This window comes from Paractinoplanes bogorensis, from assembly GCF_018829635.1.
Classification (GTDB): domain Bacteria; phylum Actinomycetota; class Actinomycetes; order Mycobacteriales; family Micromonosporaceae; genus Actinoplanes; species Actinoplanes bogorensis.
Map to the genome: position 1 here is coordinate 532,315 of NZ_JAHKKG010000007.1, position 19,174 is coordinate 551,488.

General features: G+C 70.6%; 21 protein-coding genes. 14 read left to right on the forward strand and 7 right to left on the reverse strand.

The features are described 5' to 3' along the window. Positions 1–65 precede the first annotated feature (65 nt). The 10 genes from KOI35_RS24975 (at position 66) to pheT (ending at position 8,899) form a co-directional block, all read left to right on the forward strand. Positions 66–329, forward strand: coding sequence for a phosphoribosyl-ATP diphosphatase (locus tag KOI35_RS24975; protein WP_133875635.1), 264 nt, complete (start codon positions 66–68; stop codon positions 327–329). Positions 330–373: 44 nt separating this feature from the next. Beyond that, the gene (hisG, locus tag KOI35_RS24980; protein ID WP_215790601.1) at positions 374–1,219 is read left to right on the forward strand and encodes an ATP phosphoribosyltransferase; all 846 of its coding nucleotides are present in this window, start codon (positions 374–376) and stop codon (positions 1,217–1,219) included. After that, entirely contained in the window at positions 1,219–1,656 is a 438-nt protein-coding gene (locus tag KOI35_RS24985; RefSeq protein WP_215790604.1) for a PH domain-containing protein, read from the forward strand. Before hisG ends, KOI35_RS24985 begins: the two co-directional genes overlap by 1 nt. 288 nt (positions 1,657–1,944) lie before the next feature. Then, positions 1,945–2,571, forward strand: a complete 627-nt coding sequence (gene infC / locus KOI35_RS24990; protein WP_215790885.1) for a translation initiation factor IF-3 — start codon at positions 1,945–1,947, stop codon at positions 2,569–2,571. 70 nt (positions 2,572–2,641) lie between these two features. Further along, entirely contained in the window at positions 2,642–2,836 is a 195-nt protein-coding gene (rpmI, locus tag KOI35_RS24995) for a 50S ribosomal protein L35 (protein WP_215790606.1), read from the forward strand. Between the two features lie 39 nt (positions 2,837–2,875). After that, complete coding sequence (gene rplT, locus KOI35_RS25000) at positions 2,876–3,265, forward strand: 50S ribosomal protein L20 (protein WP_215790608.1); 390 nt, start codon at positions 2,876–2,878, stop codon at positions 3,263–3,265. Between the two features lie 75 nt (positions 3,266–3,340). Next, positions 3,341–4,117, forward strand: coding sequence for a TrmH family RNA methyltransferase (locus KOI35_RS25005; protein ID WP_215790610.1), 777 nt, complete (start codon positions 3,341–3,343; stop codon positions 4,115–4,117). Further along, a complete protein-coding gene (locus KOI35_RS25010) occupies positions 4,117–5,121 on the forward strand; it encodes an alcohol dehydrogenase catalytic domain-containing protein (protein ID WP_215790612.1) in 1,005 nt (334 codons plus the stop codon). The genes KOI35_RS25005 and KOI35_RS25010 overlap by 1 nt, the downstream gene beginning before the upstream one ends. Positions 5,122–5,363: 242 nt before the next feature. Continuing rightward, positions 5,364–6,425, forward strand: a complete 1,062-nt coding sequence (locus KOI35_RS25015; RefSeq protein WP_215790887.1) for a phenylalanine--tRNA ligase subunit alpha — start codon at positions 5,364–5,366, stop codon at positions 6,423–6,425. Between the two features lie 2 nt (positions 6,426–6,427). Further along, entirely contained in the window at positions 6,428–8,899 is a 2,472-nt protein-coding gene (pheT, locus tag KOI35_RS25020) for a phenylalanine--tRNA ligase subunit beta (RefSeq protein ID WP_215790615.1), read from the forward strand. Positions 8,900–8,955: 56 nt separating this feature from the next. Here the strand turns inward: pheT and KOI35_RS25025 are convergent, their stop codons facing one another. Beyond that, the gene (locus tag KOI35_RS25025) at positions 8,956–9,252 is read right to left on the reverse strand and encodes a hypothetical protein (protein WP_215790617.1); all 297 of its coding nucleotides are present in this window, start codon (positions 9,250–9,252) and stop codon (positions 8,956–8,958) included. Positions 9,253–9,299: 47 nt separating this feature from the next. Here KOI35_RS25025 and KOI35_RS25030 point away from each other — a divergent pair, with 47 nt between their 5' ends. Continuing rightward, complete coding sequence (locus KOI35_RS25030) at positions 9,300–10,274, forward strand: hypothetical protein (RefSeq protein WP_215790619.1); 975 nt, start codon at positions 9,300–9,302, stop codon at positions 10,272–10,274. Between the two features lie 19 nt (positions 10,275–10,293). On the opposite strand, the gene KOI35_RS25035 is transcribed toward KOI35_RS25030, so the two are convergent. From KOI35_RS25035 to KOI35_RS47590, 3 genes are read right to left on the reverse strand one after another with little or no spacing between them, the layout of a single operon-like run. Beyond that, on the reverse strand, positions 10,294–11,037 hold the full coding sequence (locus tag KOI35_RS25035) for an SAM-dependent chlorinase/fluorinase (protein WP_215790621.1): 744 nt from the start codon (positions 11,035–11,037) through the stop codon (positions 10,294–10,296). 18 nt (positions 11,038–11,055) lie between these two features. Continuing rightward, positions 11,056–11,790, reverse strand: coding sequence for an SDR family oxidoreductase (locus KOI35_RS25040; RefSeq protein ID WP_215790623.1), 735 nt, complete (start codon positions 11,788–11,790; stop codon positions 11,056–11,058). After that, positions 11,787–12,491, reverse strand: coding sequence for a class I SAM-dependent methyltransferase (locus KOI35_RS47590; protein ID WP_215790625.1), 705 nt, complete (start codon positions 12,489–12,491; stop codon positions 11,787–11,789). The genes KOI35_RS25040 and KOI35_RS47590 overlap by 4 nt, the downstream gene beginning before the upstream one ends. A gap of 42 nt (positions 12,492–12,533) precedes the next feature. Here KOI35_RS47590 and KOI35_RS25050 point away from each other — a divergent pair, with 42 nt between their 5' ends. Beyond that, positions 12,534–13,559 carry an LLM class flavin-dependent oxidoreductase gene (locus KOI35_RS25050; protein ID WP_308121139.1) on the forward strand — a complete coding sequence of 342 codons (1,026 nt, stop codon included), beginning with the start codon at positions 12,534–12,536 and terminating at the stop codon, positions 13,557–13,559. On the opposite strand, the gene KOI35_RS25055 is transcribed toward KOI35_RS25050, so the two are convergent. Further along, on the reverse strand, positions 13,537–13,968 hold the full coding sequence (locus KOI35_RS25055; RefSeq protein ID WP_215790627.1) for a hypothetical protein: 432 nt from the start codon (positions 13,966–13,968) through the stop codon (positions 13,537–13,539). The two genes, KOI35_RS25050 and KOI35_RS25055, sit on opposite strands and share 23 nt — an antisense overlap. A 134-nt stretch (positions 13,969–14,102) precedes the next feature. Between KOI35_RS25055 and KOI35_RS25060 the strand changes: the two genes are divergently transcribed. Together KOI35_RS25060 and KOI35_RS25065 are read left to right on the forward strand one after the other, a co-directional pair. Beyond that, on the forward strand, positions 14,103–14,846 hold the full coding sequence (locus KOI35_RS25060) for an ABC transporter ATP-binding protein (RefSeq protein WP_215790629.1): 744 nt from the start codon (positions 14,103–14,105) through the stop codon (positions 14,844–14,846). Positions 14,847–14,856: 10 nt separating this feature from the next. After that, the gene (locus KOI35_RS25065) at positions 14,857–16,683 is read left to right on the forward strand and encodes an FtsX-like permease family protein (RefSeq protein ID WP_246613655.1); all 1,827 of its coding nucleotides are present in this window, start codon (positions 14,857–14,859) and stop codon (positions 16,681–16,683) included. Positions 16,684–16,687: 4 nt separating this feature from the next. Here the strand turns inward: KOI35_RS25065 and KOI35_RS25070 are convergent, their stop codons facing one another. Together KOI35_RS25070 and KOI35_RS25075 are read right to left on the reverse strand one after the other, a co-directional pair. Next, positions 16,688–17,749, reverse strand: a complete 1,062-nt coding sequence (locus KOI35_RS25070; protein ID WP_215790633.1) for a DUF3616 domain-containing protein — start codon at positions 17,747–17,749, stop codon at positions 16,688–16,690. Positions 17,750–17,785: 36 nt separating this feature from the next. Next, positions 17,786–19,150, reverse strand: coding sequence for a M28 family metallopeptidase (locus KOI35_RS25075; protein WP_215790635.1), 1,365 nt, complete (start codon positions 19,148–19,150; stop codon positions 17,786–17,788). Positions 19,151–19,174: the final 24 nt, after the last annotated feature.

Sequence of the window (19,174 nt, forward strand, 5' to 3'; positions counted from 1 at the left end):
AGAACACGTCTCACCTGCTGGGGCCGTTCGTAGCTATCCCGTGACGAGTTGGCAAAATAGCCGCCGTGAAGACGTTCGAAGAGCTGTTCGCCGAGCTGCAGGCGAAAGCGGCGGAGGGAACCCCGGGTTCCGGCACCGTCGCCGCCCTGGAGCGCGGAGTCCACTTCATCGGGAAGAAGGTCGTCGAAGAGGCGGCCGAATCCTGGATGGCCGCCGAGCACGAGGGCCCCGAGCGGGCCGCCGAGGAGATCTCGCAGTTGCTCTACCAGGCCCAGGTCCTGATGATCGCGACCGGTCTCGAGCTGAAGGACGTGTATCGACATCTGTGACGTGTGACCCCGACTCTCCCCACCGCGAGCTGAAGGAGCACGTCATGCTGCGAATCGCCGTTCCCAACAAGGGGACCCTGTCCCAGCCCGCCTCGCAGATGCTGCGCGACGCCGGGTACCGCCAGCGCACCGACCCCAAAGATCTGATCTGCCGGGACGAGGCCAACCACGTCGAGTTCTTCTACCTCCGTCCGCGTGACATCGCGACGTACGTGGGCTCGGGCGACCTCGACCTCGGCATCACCGGCCGCGACCTGCTGGTCGACTCGGGTGTGCCGGCCACCGAGGTGCTCGACCTCAACTTCGGCGGGGCCACGTTCCGCTGGGCCGCCCCGGCCGATTCGCTGACCTCGGCCGACGAGATCGGCGGCAAGCGCATCGCGACCGCCTATCCCGGGGTGGTCGAGCGCTACCTGACCGAGCACGACCTCAAGGCCGAGGTCGTCCGGCTCGACGGCGCGGTGGAAAATGCCGTGCGCCTCGGTGTGGCCGACCTGATCGCCGACGTGGTCGAGACCGGTGCGACGCTGCGTCAGGCGGGCCTGGTCACGCTGGGCGAGCCGCTGCTGCGCTCGTCGGCGATCATGATCGGACCGGCCGAGGGCGAGGCCCCGGCCGGGGTCGCCCAGCTCATCCGCCGGCTCCAGGGCGTGCTGGTCGCGCGTTCCTACATCATGCTGGCGTACGACGTACGGGCCGATCTGCTCGACCAGGCCGGCGCCCTCACCCCGGGCATCGAGTCGCCGACCGTGTCGCCGCTGCACCGCGAGGGCTGGGTCGCTGTGCAGGCGATGGTGCCCCGCAAAGACGTGCACCGCGTGATGGACGAGCTCTACGAGCTGGGCGCCCGCGCTATCCTCGTGACCGATATCGCGAATTGCAGGTTGTGATGGTCACTTATCGCCCCAAGAAGATCCGTCTGGTCGCCATTCCGATCGCCGTGGCCGTGGCGGGGCTGTTCACCGTGCTCAGCTTCGGCCTCAAGGGGTCGACCGGCTTCGACAACTCGGGCTCGTTCCAGCGCGGCGACCAGGCCGCGATGATCGGGCTGGGCATCCTGATCGGCCTCGGCGTGCTGACGTTCCTGCGGCCGCGGGTGATCGCCGACGAAGAGAAGATCACCATCCGCAACGTCATCGGCGGCTACGAGCTGCCGTGGTCGGTGGTGCGGGCCGTGCGCTTCGACCGGAACTCGCCGTGGGCCCAGCTCGAGCTGCACGACGAGGAGCAGGTGTCGATCCATGCTCTGCAGGCGGCCGACAAGGACTACGCCGTCGAGGGTGTGCGCACCCTGCGAAAGCTGCACTCGGCGGCCGTGGACGCGTGAGAAAAGCCGCCTGGTAAGCTTGACGTCGTCGACCACGCATGTTCGTCAGATCATGCGCGAAAGAGGAGCCCGCAGGTTCCCACCCGACGCCCTTTCCTTGAGGGCCGGGTCCGGTCACCTGAGCGCTGGGGAATAACCAGCGCTCGGGGAGCGTCCTCATGGGCGCCGATGACCGGTCGAGCGGGCCCTGGCATGTCTCATGCTGGGGTCTTCTGCTTTCCCGGCCCTGATACAAGGGGCGACGGGGCCGACCGACATTGGCATATGTAACCGTTCTGAGGAGGCCCCATCAGCGTCGAACCACGCGTTAACGAACAGATCCGGGCACGAGAGGTCCGACTGGTCGGCCCCGAGGGTGAGCAGGTGGGCATCGTCCCGCTCGAGCGCGCTCTCCAGCTGGCCGCGGACGTCGATCTGGACCTGGTCGAGGTTGCTCCCATGGCGCGGCCGCCGGTGTGCAAGCTCATGGACTTCGGCAAGTTCAAGTACGAGAGCGCACTGAAGGCACGCGAAGCACGGCGCAACCAGCAGCAGACCGTCATCAAGGAAATGAAGCTCCGCCCGAAGATCGACCCGCACGACTACGAGACCAAGAAGGGTCACGTAGTGCGGTTCCTCAAGGCGGGCGACAAGGTCAAGGTGACGATCATGTTCCGCGGTCGCGAGCAGAGCCGCCCCGAGCTGGGATTCCGGCTCCTGCGCAGGCTCAGCGAGGAGATCTCGGAGCTCGGCTTCGTCGAGGCCAGTCCGAAGCAGGACGGCCGAAACATGATCATGGTGCTCGCACCGCACCGGGCGACCAAGGCCGCCGCCGTGGCCGCCGTGGCGACCAAGCCGGGCCGCGAGCCCCGCGAGGGCGAAGCGCCGGCCGAAGCACCGGCCGCGGCCGCGGAAACCACCGCAACCGCAGAGTAGTCAGCTTTTCCGCACGTAGGGGGCCGCAACGGGCCCCCTGACGTGCGGAAAGATCAGAAAGAGGCTCCACGTGCCTAAGTTCAAGCCCCACACCGGCACCGGCAAGCGGGTGAAGGTCACCGGTAAGGGCAAGATCGTCCGCGAGAAGGCCGGCAAGCGCCACCTGCTCGAGGGCAAGTCCTCGCACGTCACCCGGCGTATGACCGGCACCATCGAGGTCGCCAAGGTTGACACCCCGCGAGTTAAGAAGCTGCTGGGCCGCTGACGCGCGCGCCACACACGTTCCCCTGTTAGGAGTACCGAAATGGCACGCGTCAAGCGGGCAGTAAACGCCCAGAAGAAGCGTCGCACGTTGCTGGAGACCGCCAGCGGATACCGCGGTCAGCGCTCCCGCCTTTACCGCAAGGCCAAGGAGCAGGTGCTGCACTCGATGCAGTACTCGTACCGCGACCGCCGTGACCGCAAGGGCGACTTCCGCCAGCTGTGGATCACGCGCATCAACGCGGGGGCCCGGGCCAACGGCCTGACCTACAACCGTCTCATCCAGGGTCTTCGCCTGGCCGAGATCGAGGTCGACCGCAAGATCCTGGCCGACCTGGCCGTGAACGACGCCGCCGCTTTCGCGGCGATCGTCGAGGTGGCCAAGGCCGCCGTCGCGGCTGAGGGCACCGGCGGAGCCCCTAAGGCGGCCTGAGTTCCACGTTTCGCAGGCGTCTCCCGAGTGCGGGAGGCGCCTGCGGTCGTTTCCACCGAGCTTTGGGACTGGTTCATGACGTTCACTTCCCGCACCCCGAGGGTGGTCGCCGCGCGGAAACTTCAGCGGCGTCGCGATCGCGATCAAGCCGGGCGGTTTCTGGCCGAAGGGCCGCAGGCGGTGCGGGAGGCGCTGGCGTCCGGCGTGGTGGTGGAGCTGTTCGCGACCGCGGCCGCGTTCGAGCGGTACGCCGAGCTGGCCGCGCACGCCCCGGTGGCGTCGGAAGTGAGCGACGAGGGCCTGGAGTCGCTGGCCGAGACGGTGCAGCCGCAGGGGCTGGTGGCGGTCTGCGAGCAGGTGGACGTGTCGCTGCGGGACGCGCTGGCCAAACAGCCCCGTCTGGTGGCAGTGGTGGCCGAGATCCGCGACCCCGGAAATGCGGGCACCGTGCTGCGCACGGCGGACGCCGCCGGGGCCGGTGCCGTCATCTTCGCGGGGGACGCCGTGGACCCTTATAACGGCAAGTGCGTCCGCGCGTCGGCCGGATCGTTGTTTCATGTAGATGTGGTGCGAACAGCGATAGACGTGGTGACGCCGCTGCGCGAAGCCGGCCTGCAGGTGCTCGCGACCAGCGGCTACGGCGCCGACGACCTGGACACGCTGGCCGACGACGGGGCGCTGGCCGCCCCGACCGCCTGGCTGTTCGGTTCCGAGGCGCACGGTCTGCCCGAGGAACTGCTCGACGCGGCCGACCGCCAGGTCCGGGTGCCGATCTACGGCGGGGCCGAGAGTCTCAATCTGGCCGCGGCCGCCGCGGTCTGCCTCTACGCGTCCGCGCGGGCCCAGCGCTGATGCGGGCCATCGTCTACGACGCCGTGGGAACGGCGCCGCGGGTGGCCGAGGTGCCGGAACCCGCCTGCCCGCCAAGCGGTGCCGTGATCGACGTCCGGGCCACCGGGATCTGCCGCTCCGACTGGCACGCCTGGCGCGGGCACGACCCCGTCCCGCTGCCGCACATCCCCGGCCACGAGTTTGCCGGCGTCGTCGTGGCCGTCGGGTCCCTGGTCAGCGGGTTCTCGCTGGGCGACCGGGTCACCGCGCCGTTCGTCAACGGGTGCGGCGTCTGCGCGTTCTGCCGCGAGGGCCGGGCCCAGATCTGCCCCGACCAGACCCAGCCCGGCTTCACCCATCCGGGCTCGTTCGCCGAGCGGGTCGTGGTGCGGGCGGCCGACACCAACCTGGTCCGCCTGCCCGAGAACGTCGACTTCGTGAAGGCGGCCTCGCTGGGCTGCCGGTTCGCCACCGCCTTCCGGGCCTTGACCGGCCACGGTCCGGTCGGGGACGACGCCGTGATCGCGGTCTACGGCTGCGGCGGGGTCGGGCTGTCGGCCGTGTTGATCGCGGCCGCCCTCAACCTGCGGGTGCTCGCCGTCGACCCGTCGCCGGCGGCCAACTCGCTGGCCGCCTCGCTCGGTGCGGTGATCGTGCACGAGATCGACCAGGAAGCCGACATCAGCATCGACGCGTACGGGTCGGCCGCCACCGCCGAGGCCTCGGTGCGGGCCCTGCGCCGTGGCGGCCGGCACGTGCAGGTCGGCCTGATGCTGGGCGACGAGGCCCGGGCGCCGCTGCCGTGGGACCTGGTCGTGTCGCGGGAGCTGCAGGTGGTCGGCTCGCACGGGATGGCCGCGGTCGACTACCCGCCGATGCTCGACCTGGTGGCTCGCGGGCGCCTCGACCCGGGGCTGCTGATCGGGGCCCAGATCCCGCTCGAAGCAGCCGGGGTCGCGCTGACCGCCATGGACTCACCGATTCCCGCGCACGCGGGCATCACCGTCGCTGTCCGCGAGCCGTGACCGCTCCTGCTTCGGGGCGGGGGATCGCTGCGGTTGGGGCGCCTGTGGACGCGTACGGGGAAACGGGTCGTCAAAGGGGAATCGGGGCGCGATATGCTCACCGGGTGGGGACCCTGATGACGCTGTTTAGCCGGCCCGCTGGTCGCGGGCTGCGGGTCTGACACCCTTCTCCCGACCGGCGGGCTGCGGCCCAGCCGTGCCTCCGTACACTGCCGTCTGGCATCACCGGTGTGAGGGAGACCATGTCCTACCGCAACGATCCGTACGACCCGAAGCAGGCCGCCCTGCTCGACCCGGCCGCGCTCGAGAGCGCCGTCGACGAGGCCCGCAAAGCCTTCGACGCCGCGTCCGACCTGGACGAACTGGCCACGTTGAAGTCCGCGCACCTCGGTGACCGTTCCGCCGTGTCGCTGGCCCGCCGCGAGATCGGCTCTCTGCCGCCGGCCGCCAAGTCCGACGCCGGCAAGCGGGTCAACCTGGCCCGGCAGTCGGTGCAGGGCGCCTACGACTCCCGCCTCGAAGAGCTGGAGATCGAGCGCGCGGCCCGGGTGCTCGTCGAGGAACGCGTCGACGTCACGCTTCCGTGGGACCGGCGTCCCCGCGGCGCCCGCCACCCGCTGACCACACTCATGGAACACATGGGCGACCTGTTCGCCGGCATGGGCTACGACATCGTCGAGGGTCCCGAGCTCGAGCTCGAGTGGGCCAACTTCGACGCGCTCAACATCGGACCCGACAACGCCGTACGCGGGTCGATGGACACGTTCTACGTCGACCTGCCCGGCCTGGTGATGCGGACGCACACCTCGCCCGGCCAGGTGCGCTCGATGCTCACCCGGCAGCCACCGATCTATGTGGTCAGCCCGGGCCGGGCCTACCGCTCGGACGAACTCGACGCGACCCACTCGCCGGTGTTCCACCAGATCGAGGGCCTGGTCGTCGACGAGGGCATCACGATGGCCCACCTGCGGGGCACGCTCGACCACTTCGCCAAGGCGATGTTCGGGCCCGACGCGCGGACCCGCTGGCGGCCGCACTACTTCCCGTTCACCGAGCCGTCGGCCGAGTTCGACGTCTGGTTCGCGCAGCACCGCGACGGCCCGCGCTGGGTCGAGTGGGGCGGCTGCGGCATGGTCAACCCCAAGGTGCTGGTCGCCGCGGGCATCGACCCCGCGCGCTACTCCGGCTTCGCGTTCGGCATGGGCGTCGAGCGCACCCTGATGTTCCGCAACGGCGTCAGCGACATGCGCGACATGGTCGAGGGCGACGTGCGGTTCACCACCAACTTCGGAATGGAGGTCTGAGCATGAAGACGTCACTGTCCTGGCTGCGCGAATTCGTCGAGCTGCCCGCCGGCCTCACCGCCGAACAGCTCGACGAGGCGCTGACCAACCTCGGCATGGAGGTCGAGTCGATCGTCGACCAGGCCGCCACCGTCAAGGGCGACCTCGTCGTGGGCCGGGTGCTCACGATCGAGGAGCTCACCGGTTTCAAGAAGCCGATCCGGTTCACGACCGTCGACGTCGGGCGGTCCGAGCCGCAGGAGATCGTCTGCGGTGCGCGCAACTTCGCCGAGGGTGATCTGGTCGCCGTGATCCTGCCTGGTGGCGAGCTCCCGGGCGGATTCAAGATCGGGGCCCGGAAGACGTACGGGCGGAACTCGAACGGCATGATCTGCTCGGCCGCCGAGCTGGGCCTCAGCGGGGATCACGACGGCATCATCGTGCTGGCTCCGGATGAGGCCACGCCGGGTCAGGACGCTCGCCCCGTCGTGGGGCTGGCTGACGTGCTGGTCGAGGTCGAGATCACGCCCGACCGGGGCTATGAGATGAGTCTGCGCGGGTTGGCGCGGGAGCTCTCGTACGCGTTCGAGGCTGCCTATACCGACCCCGCCGGTGTTGTTGTTCCTTCCGGTGCGGCCGGTGTTCCTCACCCGGTTTCCGTCGAGGACACCGTCGGCTGTGACCGGTTCTCGGCCCGGGTCGTGCGCGGTATCGACCCCGACGCGCCGTCGCCCGCGTGGATGCAGCAGCGCCTGGTCGCGTCCGGCATCCGCTCGATCTCGCTGCCGGTCGACATCACCAACTACCTGATGCTCGAGCTCGGCCAGCCGATGCACGTCTTCGACCTCAACCGGCTGAACGGCGGCCTGGTCGTGCGCCGGGCCCGGCCCGGTGAGAAGCTGACCACCCTCGACGGCGTGGCCCGGGTGCTCGACGCCGAAGACATGGTGATCTGCGACGACACCGGCCCGATCTCCCTCGCGGCGGTGATGGGCGGCGAGACCAGTGAGTGGCAGCCCGACACGGTCGACGTGCTGCTCGAGGCCGCCCACTGGGACGCCGTGATGGTCGGTCGCACGGCCCGTCGCCACAAGCTGTTCAGCGAGGCGGCCAAGCGCTGGGAACGCGGCGTCGACCCGCAGCTCACCCTGGTCGCGCTCGAGCGTGCGGTGCAGATCCTGACCGAGCACGCCGGCGGCACGGTCGACCCGGCCGTGCTCGACATCGATCACGTGGTCGCCCCCGCGACGATCACCCTCGACCCGGCGCTGCCCGCGCAGCGGATCGGCCTGGCCTACGACACTTCGCAGGTGGAAACACTGCTCGGCCGGGTCGGCTGCCAGGTCACCGGGGCCGGCCCGCTCGAGGTCACCCCGCCGTCGTGGCGGCCCGACCTGCTCGCCCCGATCGACCTGGTCGAAGAGGTGGCCCGGCTCGGCGGCTACAACGACATCCCGTCGCTCCTGCCGCCCGCCCGTGGCGGCAGCGGTTTCACGCCGTCGCAGCGGCGCCGCCGTACGGTGGGCCGCGCGATGGCCGAGAACGGGTACGTCGAGGTGCTGTCCTACCCGTTCGTGGCGCCCGCCGCGGCCGACCAGCTCGGCTACCCGGCCGACGACCCGCGCCGCAGTGCCGTCCGGCTGACCAACCCGCTCTCCGAGCAGGAGCCGCTGCTGCGCACGTCGCTGCTGCCGACCCTGCTGGGCACGCTCAAACGCAACCTGGGCCGGGGCAAGCGGGACGTGGCCCTGTACGAGATGGGCACGGTGTTCCGGCCCCGCCTGGCGTCGGCGGCGCCGCCGGTGATGGGCGTCGACCGGCGTCCGTCCGACTCGGAGTGGGCCGCGGCCAACGAGATCGTGCCGGCCCAGCCGTGGCACCTGGCCGTCGTGCTGACCGGCGAGATCGAGCCGGCCGGCTGGTGGGGCGCGGGCCGGGCCGCGTCGTGGGCCGACGCGATTTCCGCGGCGCAGATCGCCCTGGCCGCAGCGGGTGTCTCCGGTGTCACGGTGGCCGCCGCCGAACTCGCACCGTGGCATCCTGGCCGCTGCGCCGCGATCTCGGTCGACGGTGTCGTGGTCGGCCACGCGGGTGAACTGCACCCGGCCGTGGTGTCCTCGTTCGAGCTGCCCAAGCGCACCTGCGCGATGGAACTCGACCTGGACGCGCTGCCGCTCCCGCCGGTCACCCAGGCCCCGGCCATCTCGTCGTTCCCGCCCGCGCTGATCGACGTGGCCCTGATCCTGGACGCTTCGGTGCCCGCGGCCGAGGTCTCCGCGGTGCTGGCCGCCGGGGCGGGTTCGCTGCTCGAGTCGGTGTCGCTGTTCGACCTGTACGAGTCGGAACAGCTCGGCGAGAACAAGAAGTCGCTGGCCTACAAGCTGACGTTCCGGGCCCCCGACCGCACCCTGACCACGGAGGAGACGCTCGCCGCCCGCGATGCCGCCGTGGCCGCAGTCGGTTCCCGCTTCGGAGCCACCCTGCGCGGCGCATAGCCACTGGTTCGGTCGCGACGGCACCTGCGTGCCGTCGCGACCATCCGGACGGGGCTTCAGAGCTCCGAGCCATCGCGCGAGGCGGCGCGAGCCCGCACGCGGCGCTGACGTCGAAGGCGGCACACGAGGATCGTGATTCGCTGTTCCAGACGCAGGAGCGCGATCACGAGCCGGACAACGATCGTCGCGTAGACCAGGTACCTGATGATCGGCGGCTGTGACATCAGCGCGGTGACGACGTCACCGAACAGCTGCTGCAGAACCATCAGGGCGAGGCCGATCTCGTTCGGGTAGTGCATGACTGACTCCTCCTGCTCGCGGGTGTGAGACCCAGCAAGCCCGTCCGGAAGCACCGGCCACTCCCGTCGGCGGAGCTGCGCGGACCCCGCTCGGACGCAGGGTGTCCGAGCGTCCGGCCACTGTCTGGCGTCCGGTGTCCGGTCCCTTCGCGACGGCTACGTTGAGCGCCATGACCGACGAACGTGGAACATCGACCGCCTCGAACAGCCCGTCCTACGCCGAGGAGCTGGCTGTCGTCAGTACCAAGGCGGACCTCGCTCGGTGCATGAAACGGCTGAAGGAAGACGGAAGGATCTCCCTTCGTGAGCTGGAGACGTGGGGTCTGAATCACGGCCGTCCGCTCGCCCGAGCCTCTGTGGGCGACGCGCTTGCCGGCCGGCGGCTTCCCAGCGAACGGCTGCTGCGCGATTTCCTGAACGCGTTGAAGGTGCAGGAACCAGGTCTCAGGCGCGCGTGGTTCGAAGCGCTCAGCCGGGCACAGACCGCCGAGCCCACCGACCGGTCACGTAGCTATGCCGAGCGGGCCACTGGTCCCGTGCCGGCCCGCAACTTCTTCGTCGAGACGGACGACGTCGACGAGATCTACCGGTCGGTCACGAGCATTCAGGATCAGGTCTGGCTGCTCGGCACGACGCTGTCCCGCCACATCCCCTACCTGGAGGAACCTCTGCGGCGCGCCGTCGCGAACGGTCGACGGGCACGGATTCTGCTGATCTCGCCGGGCAGCGCCGCGATGGACATGTCGGTGCTCCGCGCCGGCCCACTGGGTTCTGGCCGGGAACAGCAGGAGCAGCAGCTGACGAGCAATCTGAACACTCTGCGCCAAGTGGCTCAAGCCGGGAGCGGCCTCGAGGTCCGGCTCATCGACTACCTTGCGCCCTACACGCTGTACGCCTACGACCCGGGACTCGACATCGGGCGCATGGAGCTGCGACTCGGGTCGTTCCACGGCGAGCACCACCTGCGACCCACCTTTCAGGTGCAGCGCTCCCGTGACGAGTCATGGTTCGCGTACTTCTACGAGCAGTTCGTGTCGATGTGGGATGCGGCCGAACCGTACGACCTCGGCCGCTGAGGATGGGCCGGCTTCACGCTCAGGGGAGGATCTCGACCGGGGTTCCTGAGGTGGGGCGGCCGAACGTGGTGGCGGCGCTTCCGCCTCGTCTGAGGAGTTCGTAGAACGGCTCGCCCCAACCGGAACTGCCCGGCGCGAAGGACATCGCGCCCTCGGGGACGCTGAAGACGCCGTCGGTCACGATGGCCTTTGCGATGTGGGTGCCGATTTTCACGCGTACGAGGGAACCGGTTTCCGCCGGAGGCTCGTGCCATGACGTCTTCAGGTTTCCGTAGCCGTCGGTGTAGACGACCGCATTGGTGGGCGGCGGCGGCATCGTCAGCTCCTCGCCGAGCAGGTCCTCGCCGTGGGCCAGCGCGGCCAGCGCCGCCGGGAAGACGTCGCGCGAGCGGAACTGGGAGCCCGCGTCGGCCGCCTTGACCGCCCGCACCGGCGCGCCCAGGAAGGACAGGCTGAACCCCGACGCCACCCCGACGACCAGCACACCCGAGTCGAGCTGGGCGGCGGCCAGCGACTCGCCCGCGTTGTCGGGGCGCGGATCGGCGTCGTCGAAGCGTGGGGCGACGTTGGCGAAGACGATGCGGTCGGCGGGACCGTCGGTCAGGGCCAGCTGGGCCACGCAGAAACCGGCGCTCACCGTGTCGAACGCCGGCACCGGCACCGCGCTGACCTCGGCGTGCGGCATCAGCTGGGCGAACCGCTGGCGCACCTCGGCGAAAGCGAGATCGCCGACCCCGTAGTCGGCCACCACCGTGATCAGCATGTCCGCAGACTAACCCGGCTAATCGGTCGTGAAGCCCCCGTTCACCGTGATGCGCTCGCCGGTGACGAAACGGGATGCGTCGGACGCCACGAAGGCGACCACGTCGGCGATGTCCTGCGGGGTGCCGAGCCGGCCCAGCGGGACGCCGGCCACGTAGTCGCGGCTGTCGTCCTCGGTGACCTCGCCGTGGCGCTCGACCGGGATCCAGCCGGGTGCGACCACGTTGACCGTCACGTTGTGGACGCCGAGCTCGCGCGCCCACGTGCGGGCCAGGGTGAGCTGGGCGCCCTTGGCCGCGTTGTAGGCCGAGAAGCCGGGCAGGGCCCGCTCGACCATCTCGGAGCCGATGTGGATGAACCGGCCGGTGCCGAGCTGCTTCATGTGCGGGAGGGTGGCCTGCAGCAGCAGGGTCGGGCTCTTCACAAAGAACGTCAGCTGGTCGAGATGCTGCTGCCAGGTCGTCTCCTCGGCCGGCGCCGCGGGTTGCGGGCCGGTCGCGTTGACCACGACCACCTGCACCGGGCCGATTTCGGCGACCATCCGGCGTACGGAATCCTCGTCGGTCACGTCAGCCCGGACCGCCGTCGCCTGTCCGCCGGCCGCCTCGATGCCGGCCACCACCCGGGCCGCACCGTCGGCGTCGGAGCGGTAGTTGACCACCACCGGCCAGCCGTCCGCCGCCAGCCGCCGGCAGATGTGTGCGCCGAGTCCTCGCGACGCCCCCGTGACCAGCGCGGATCCCTTATCTGTCACGCATCGACATTAGCGATCACGACGCCGGTCCGGGCCCACGGGCCGCCGTACCAGAAGCGCCAGCCGAGATCGCGGATCGTGACGCCGGAAAGACCAAGACCGACAAGCAGTTCCCCGTACGCCCGTACGTGCCGGAAGTCCGCGATGATCAAGCGGCCACCGGGGCGGAGGATCCGAGCCGCCTCGGCGATCGCCCGGGCCCGCCCGGCATGGTCGGGGATGTTGTGGATCGCCAGGCTGCTCACCACCACGTCGACCGAGCCGGTGGCGAACGGCAGGGCCCGCATGTCACCGGTGATCAGTTCGACGGCCACCCCTTCGGCGGCGGCGTTCGCCCTCGTCCGGGACGGGTCGTTGCCCGACTGGTCGACCGACCGCCACAGATCGACCCCGATCGCGCGGCCGCCGCGCCTGGCCACCAAGGTCAGCACCGCGCCGCGGCCGCACCCGAGATCGACCACCCGCTCGCCGCCGTCGAGCTGCAGCAGGCCTTCCCACACCACGAACTTCCCGCGGCGGGTCGTGTAGACAAAACTGACCAGGCTGAACCCGAAGAACAGGGCGTAGGCCAGCGGGATGAAGGCCCACCAGCCCCATCGCAGGCCGATCACGACCGTGGCGGCGAGCGAGACGGCCGCGCCCACCGCGAGCCCGACCGGGACCGCGGGCGCGTCGAATCCGTAATCAGCGCGCTGGCTCACACCTGCACCGTACGACCCCGAGTCTCGTGGCAGGGTGGACGAGTGACGACGCGAGCGCTGCGCAAGATGGGCTTCCTGACGATCGGGCTGTTCGACGGCGACGACCCGCGGGCCGGCCACGAGTCGACCCTCGAGATCATCAAGCTGGGGGAGGACCTGGGCTTCGACAGTGCCTGGGTGCGTCACCGCCACCTGCAGTACGGCATCTCCTCGCCGATCGCCGTGCTGGCCGCGGCCTCCCAGCGCACCTCGCGCATCGAGCTCGGCACGGCCGTGATCCCGCTGGGCTGGGAAAATCCGCTGCGCCTGGCCGAGGATCTCGCGACCGTCGACATCCTCTCCGGCGGGCGGCTCAACCCGGGGGTCAGCGTGGGCCCGCCGATGAACTGGGAGACCGTCCGGGAGGCGCTCTACCCCGACACCGCCGACGCCGAGGACTTCAGCTACCGGCGGGTCGAGCGCCTGCTGAGTTTCGTCCGGGGCGAGCAGGCCACCGATTTCCGTGGCGCGCAGGGCGTGGTCGAGGTGTTCTCGAACCGGGTCGAACCGCACGCGGCCGGTCTGGGCGACCGGATGTGGTACGGCGGGGCCAGTCTGCGCTCGGCCCGGTGGGCCGGCGAGAACGGCATGAACTTCCTGACCAGCAGCGTGGTCAAGGCCGAGGAGGGCACGGATTTCGCCGAGATCCAGCTTTCCCACGTACGCACGTTCCGCAAGCACCACCCGCAGGGCGACCAGGCCCGGGTCTCCCAGGGCCTGGTCGTCATCCCCACCGACTCGGCCACCCCGGAGCAGAAGGCGAGATACGCCGCGTACGTCGAGAAGCGCACCCCCCGTACCGCCGAACCCCAGGGGCCGGCCCGGATGCTCTTCTCGCGCGACTACCTCGGTTCCTCGGCCGAGATCGCCGAGCAGTTGGCCGCCCACGTCGCGTTCCGTGAGATCGACGAGGTGGCGTTCGCGCTGCCGTTCAGCTTCGAGCACGCCGACTACGTGCAGATCCTGACCGACACGGCGACCCACCTCGGTCCTCTGCTGGGCTGGGCTACTTCAGCGCCCGTACGCTGACCGGCTGCCCGTCGGTCAGGCCGGCCACCGGGATCAGGGCGGCCGGCCCGCCACCCATCAGCACCAGCGTGGTCGCGTCCATGGCCTTGAGCTTGGGCACCTCGCCGGCCGCGACGGTGACCCGGCCGTCCTTGCGGGCGGCCTCGACCTCGCCGAGCGGCCCGTCCAGCACCAGGCACAGCTTCGTGTCGCCGTCCTCGGCGAAGTAGGTGTCGGCGTCGCACATCCGGAACAGCCCGGGGTCCTTCTGCGTCTCGCCGGACAGCTCCTCGACGAGCCCGTACACCTCGACCTTGTGACTGCCCGGCAGCTTGAGCGGGTCGTTCGTCACCAGGACGGTGACCGCCGTCGCCGCTACCGCTGCCGCCAGGATTCCGGCCGTCCAGGCCCACTTCCGTCGCTTCGACATGTCCCACAACCTATGAAGCCGGGCCGTTCCCGGGCCTGAGTAGCCGCACTCAAACCGGGGGTAGGGCTAGGCCTACCCCCGATCCGGGTGGCTGCCTCAGCGACTTCGCCGTCGGCCGAAAATAGCGTCAGGGCATGACGACAACACTGATTCTTTCCCAGGCCGCCGTAGCCCTGCACGGTGTGAGCCGGGTGTTCGGGCGAGGACCGTCCGCGGTCCACGCGGTCGACGATGTGACGCTGGAATTTCCGCGCGGCGGCTGGACGGCGGTGATGGGTCCGTCCGGCAGCGGCAAGTCCACCCTGCTGCACTGCGCGGCCGGGCTCGAGCGGGTGGACACCGGGCGGGTGATGCTGGGCGACACCGATCTGAGTGCGGCCACCGACTCCCAGCTGACGGCCCTGCGCCGTACGCGGATCGGCTTTGTCTTCCAGTCCTTCAACCTGATCGGGTCGCTCACCGCCGAGCAGAACGTGGCGCTGCCCCTGCGCCTGGCCGGCAAACGACCGTCCCGCTCGGTGGTGCGCGCCACCCTCGACGCCGTCGGGCTGGCCGACCGGGCCCGGCACCGTCCGCGCGAGCTGTCCGGCGGCCAGCAGCAGCGGGTGGCGATCGCGCGGGCCATGGTGACGCGGCCCGAGGTGCTGTTCGCCGACGAGCCGACCGGTGCGCTCGACTCCACCGCCGCCCGCACGGTGCTCGACCTGATGCGGGCCATGGCCGACGCCGGCCAGAGCATCGTGATGGTCACCCACGACCCGGGCGCTGCGGCCCGCGCCGACGCCGTGATCTTTCTGCGCGACGGCCGGGTCGTCGACCGGCTGTCCGGCGCCGACACCCGTCAGGTCGCCGACCGTCTCGCCGCCTGGGAGCACTGACATGTTGCGGATGAGCCGGGCCGGACTGGCCGACCGCTGGACGCTCTTCGTCGGCGCACTGCTCTCGGTCACTCTCGGGGTGGCGCTCGTGCAGTCCTCGTTGCTGCTGCTCATCTCGGCGGCCACTTCCTCTTTGGAAGATGGTGATGCGGCCGTCGCCATGCTGGGCATCATGCTCGGCGGGGCGACCTTCCTGGCCGGGTTCATCATCAGCTCGACGTTCGCCTTCACCGTCGACCAGCGCCGCCGCGACCTCGCCCTGCTCCGCCTGGTCGGCGGCAGCCGCAGTCAGGTGCGGCGGCTGCTGCTCGGCGAGGCGCTGCTGCTCGGCCTCGGCGGGGCAGCCCTGGGCGTACCGGCCGGACTGGTCGTGATGGACGTGCAGGAGTGGCTGATGCACCGGTTCGAGTTCGTGCCCGAGGGCTTCACCGGTCAGTGGCGCATGTGGATTCTCGGCGTTTCCGTCGGTACGGGCCTGCTCCTCGCGATCGCCGGAGTGCTGGTCGCCGCCCACCGCGCCGCCCGCGTGCGGCCGCTCGAGGCGCTGCGCGAGACCGGCCCGGCGGCCCGGGTGATGACGGCCGGACGCTGGATCGCCGGTCTGCTGTTCTTCGGCGGTGCCCTGGCGCTGATGATCGTGGCCCCGCACGGCGGTCCGGCCGGCGGTCAGGCGATGGCGATGAACGTGGCCATGCCGGCCGCGGTGGCCGTCGTGGCGTTCGCGCCGCTGCTGGTGCCGCTGCTGGCCCGGCTGATGCCGTTCGGCGGCGGGGTGCTGGGATCGCTGGCCCGGGCCAACGTCCGCGACGCGCGCCGCCGGTCGGCCTCGGTCGCGGCCCCGCTGATCGTGCTGGTCGCGCTGGTGGTCGGCAACACCGGCGCCGGCACGACGTTCACCACCAGCGGCATCGCCGAGGTCGCCCGGTCGACCCGGGCCGACCTGGTCGTGCAGGGCCGGGTCCCGGCCGGCTTCACGGACGGAACCGTGTCGACCGAGCTGTCGCTACCGGGCGAGATCACCACCGGACAGGGGGAGGACCAGGAGACCGAGGCGATCTCGGTGCTGGTGGTCGACCCGGCGGCGTACTCGGCCGTGCACACGACCCCGGTGGCCGTCCGCGGCAAGGCCGTCGTGGCCGGTCCCGGCGGTGATGTGCCGACGAGCGGAACCGTCCACGTGCGGCTGCCGCAGGGCGACCTCGGCGAGCTGCCGGTGGTGGGCGCGGTCCCGGCCACCATGAGCGGCGGTGCCAACCTGCTGCTGCCGCCCGGACTGGTCCCCGAAGCCCAGCTGGCTTCGGCGTCGGCCGTGTCCTATGTGGCGCTGAAGCCCGGCGCCGACCCGGCCGCCGTCCGCACGGCGCTGGCCCGCTTCGGACCGGTGACCAGTGTCGGCGATTGGCTGAAGTCCGACGCGGCCGCCCGGAACGACATCAACCAGAAGGTCCTGCTGATGGTGCTCGGGCTCGGCGCGCTCTACGCGCTGATCGGGGTGGTCAATGCGATCGTGATCGGGGCCGCCACCCGCCGCCGCGAGTTCGCCGAGGCCCGCGTCACCGGTCTGACCCGGGGCCAGGTCGTCCGGGCGGCGCTGCTCGAGGCATACGCGGTGACCGGCGCCGGACTGCTGCTCGGGGCCCTGGCCGCAGCCTCCGCGCTGATCGCCGCCGTCGCCACGACCTCGGCCGTGACCGGCACCGCGACGCTCGACCTGCCCTGGACCCTGATCGGGGTGACGGCCCTGGTGGCCCTGACCGTCACCGGCCTGACCAGCCTGATCACCTCATGGTCGGCCACCCGCCGGGCCCCGGTGACCCTGCTGGCCGCCCGCGAATAGCCGCTTACCGAAGGCGGACGACGTCGGCGATCACGGCGTCGTCCGCGGTCAGGCGTACGGCGGCCGGGCTGTCGTAGACCACGAGCAGCCGGCCGTCGCCGTAGTTGCTCAGACCCTCGGCGTGGTCGTCGCCCTCGCCGAAGGTCAGCTCCAGGTCGCGGGTGATCAGGTCGCCGCGCACGATTGTCGGCTGCTCGGTGCGGCAGGCGTCGTGCCAGCGGTAGACCCGCACCGGCCCGTCCAGGTCCATCGTCGGGCCGGCCAGGATCAGCAGGTCGTCGCCGTCGGGGCACAGATCGCGCACGCCGAGCCCGTCGAGCCGCAGCACGTGCTTGCGATAGGTGAACCCGTCGTCGAACTCGTGCAACCGGAGACGATCGGGTTCGTCCGGATCCACGTACGGGCGCAGCTCCAACACGAACGCCCACCCCCGCAGCACCGGCCCGCGCAGGCCCAGATAGACCCGGTCGCCGCTGACCGCGATGCCCTCGATGTCGAGCCCGTTGTCCTTGCCCGGGATCTCCAGGAACGGCGCCAGGTGATCGTCCTTGCGGAGCAGTCGTCGCAGGTCATCCTTGCCGCCCAGAGCCGCCGCGCAGTGCTTCACACCATCAACTTCGGTTTCCCGTACGGGCGTGGGCAACCCGTCCACCTCGGCGATCGGGAGCCGGACAAGGATCTGACGGTTCTCCTGCCCCTCGATCCGGGCCAGCCGGCGCAGCGCCTTCTCCCCGTCGTGGTGCGGCTTGATCTGCTTGCGGCGCAGGCTGTGCGAGCCGATCGCCCACAGGAACGGGCCGGTGCGGGCCAGCCCCTCGACGTCGGCCTCCTCCTCGATGTCGGTGCCGGGCAGGCTGATGAAGTCGCCGAGCCGGTAGGTGGTCTCGTCGCCGAACTCGGCCGGCCGCGCCGGGTCGTCGGCGACCAGGCGTTCGATCGTGGCGGTCTCGTCACCCGCGATCCACAGGACGGGTCCGTCGAGGCGTACGGCGGAAAGGTTGGTGTGGGTCGCCATGGCGCGCGACTTGTCGCCGAAGCGCAGTCGCACCGTGTGATCGAGCGTCATAGCCGTCATCGTGGCACCGGACGGCCACTCCCGGTGTCAGCTGGACGGTTTGGGTGCGGCGGCCGGACCGCGGTGGCCGTCGGAGTCGATCGCCCGTACGCCGAAATAGACGTTGTCCTTCGACAGGTCGATCGTCACCGTCGTCACTTTTCCGACCGCACGCGAATGCTCCCAGTCCGGGGCGGTGGTCTCCCGCCAGACGACCTCGTAGCCGGCCAGGTCGGGTTCGGTGCCCGGCTCCCAGCGCAGCGTGGTCTCGTTGGTGAGCTGGGTGGTGTCGATGACGACCCCCTTGGGCGTGCCCGGCGCCTGCGACAGCGCCCAGATCGCCGACGCGTTGACCCGGGCCACCCGGGCGATGTAGCCGAAGTCGCAGAACTCGGGCAGGTCGCCGTACTGGACACCGCCCTCGACCCGGACGTCCTGGTGCTCGTGGGCGAAGTTCTCGCGCGGCTCGGTGAAGCGGGCGGCCGGATAGCCGCGCAGCAGGAACGAGATGTGGTCGCTGCCGCGCAGATAGCGGTCGCGGCGCCAGACGACCCGTACGTCCATGCCGTCAGGTTCGGCGTCCTTGACGAAGCGGCCCAGTTGCCGCGACGGCCCGTCGTTCTCGCCGCCGACGCTCTTCCGAGTATTGGCCTCGGCCGCGGTCTCCGAGGTGGGCACACCCTCGACGAAGAGCCGGACCGTCCGCGGGTCGTTGCGGGTGCCGTCGTGGGCGTCCCCGGTGCCGACGATGTCGTTGCTGAACATGCCCTGGATGTCGACGCCGCGATCCTTGTACACCTGGGCCATGTGGTCGGAGCCGTAGAGCCCCTGCTCCTCGCCGGCCACCGCGGCCAGCACGATGGTGGCCTCGGGCCGGCGGGTGGCCAGCACCCGGGCCAGCTCCATGACGACGGCGACGCCCGAGGCATCGTCGTCGGCGCCCGGGGCGTCCTTGACCGCGTCCATCACGTCGGTCACCCGCGAGTCGTAGTGGCCGGTGACGACATAGGTGCGTTCCGGCGTGACACTCCCGGCGAGCGTGGCGATCACGTTGGTGATGACGGTCGGCACCGGAATCCGCGACGAGACCGGCTGCACGAACGACTGCAGCTCGACGGTCATCCGCCCGCCCGAGGCGGCGGCATACTTCCGCATCTCGGCGAAGATCCAGTCGCGGGCGGCCCCGATGCCCCGAACCGGATCGTCCTGACTGGACAGCGTGTGCCGGGTGCCGAACGAGACCAGCTTCCGCACGATCCCCTCGATCCGGTCCGCGTCGATCTCCCGCAGGATCTTGCGCAGCTCGGGGTCGGGGCGGCTCTTGGCTGCCTTTGCCGTCTCACCTGCTACCAGTGGCGCGGCCGCAGCCGCCGCAGACGCCGTCAGAAACACCCGCCGACTCGTGTTGGCCATGCCGTCCACTCTGGCCCGCGAGCG

What these genes read in the sequence shown, in the direction of transcription:
- hisG (WP_215790601.1), top strand. Translation starts at nt 374, where the DNA reads ATGCTGCGAATCGCCGTTCCCAACAAGGGGACCCTGTCCCAGCCCGCC.
- KOI35_RS24985 (WP_215790604.1), top strand. Translation starts at nt 1,219, where the DNA reads ATGGTCACTTATCGCCCCAAGAAGATCCGTCTGGTCGCCATTCCGATC.
- rplT (WP_215790608.1), top strand. Translation starts at nt 2,876, where the DNA reads ATGGCACGCGTCAAGCGGGCAGTAAACGCCCAGAAGAAGCGTCGCACG.
- KOI35_RS25005 (WP_215790610.1), top strand. Translation starts at nt 3,341, where the DNA reads ATGACGTTCACTTCCCGCACCCCGAGGGTGGTCGCCGCGCGGAAACTT.
- KOI35_RS25010 (WP_215790612.1), top strand. Translation starts at nt 4,117, where the DNA reads ATGCGGGCCATCGTCTACGACGCCGTGGGAACGGCGCCGCGGGTGGCC.
- KOI35_RS25015 (WP_215790887.1), top strand. Translation starts at nt 5,364, where the DNA reads ATGTCCTACCGCAACGATCCGTACGACCCGAAGCAGGCCGCCCTGCTC.
- pheT (WP_215790615.1), top strand. Translation starts at nt 6,428, where the DNA reads ATGAAGACGTCACTGTCCTGGCTGCGCGAATTCGTCGAGCTGCCCGCC.
- KOI35_RS25035 (WP_215790621.1), bottom strand. Translation starts at nt 11,037, where the DNA reads ATGCTGATCACGGTGGTGGCCGACTACGGGGTCGGCGATCTCGCTTTC.
- KOI35_RS25055 (WP_215790627.1), bottom strand. Translation starts at nt 13,968, where the DNA reads ATGTCGAAGCGACGGAAGTGGGCCTGGACGGCCGGAATCCTGGCGGCA.
- KOI35_RS25060 (WP_215790629.1), top strand. Translation starts at nt 14,103, where the DNA reads ATGACGACAACACTGATTCTTTCCCAGGCCGCCGTAGCCCTGCACGGT.
- KOI35_RS25065 (WP_246613655.1), top strand. Translation starts at nt 14,857, where the DNA reads ATGAGCCGGGCCGGACTGGCCGACCGCTGGACGCTCTTCGTCGGCGCA.
- KOI35_RS25070 (WP_215790633.1), bottom strand. Translation starts at nt 17,749, where the DNA reads ATGACGCTCGATCACACGGTGCGACTGCGCTTCGGCGACAAGTCGCGC.
- KOI35_RS25075 (WP_215790635.1), bottom strand. Translation starts at nt 19,150, where the DNA reads ATGGCCAACACGAGTCGGCGGGTGTTTCTGACGGCGTCTGCGGCGGCT.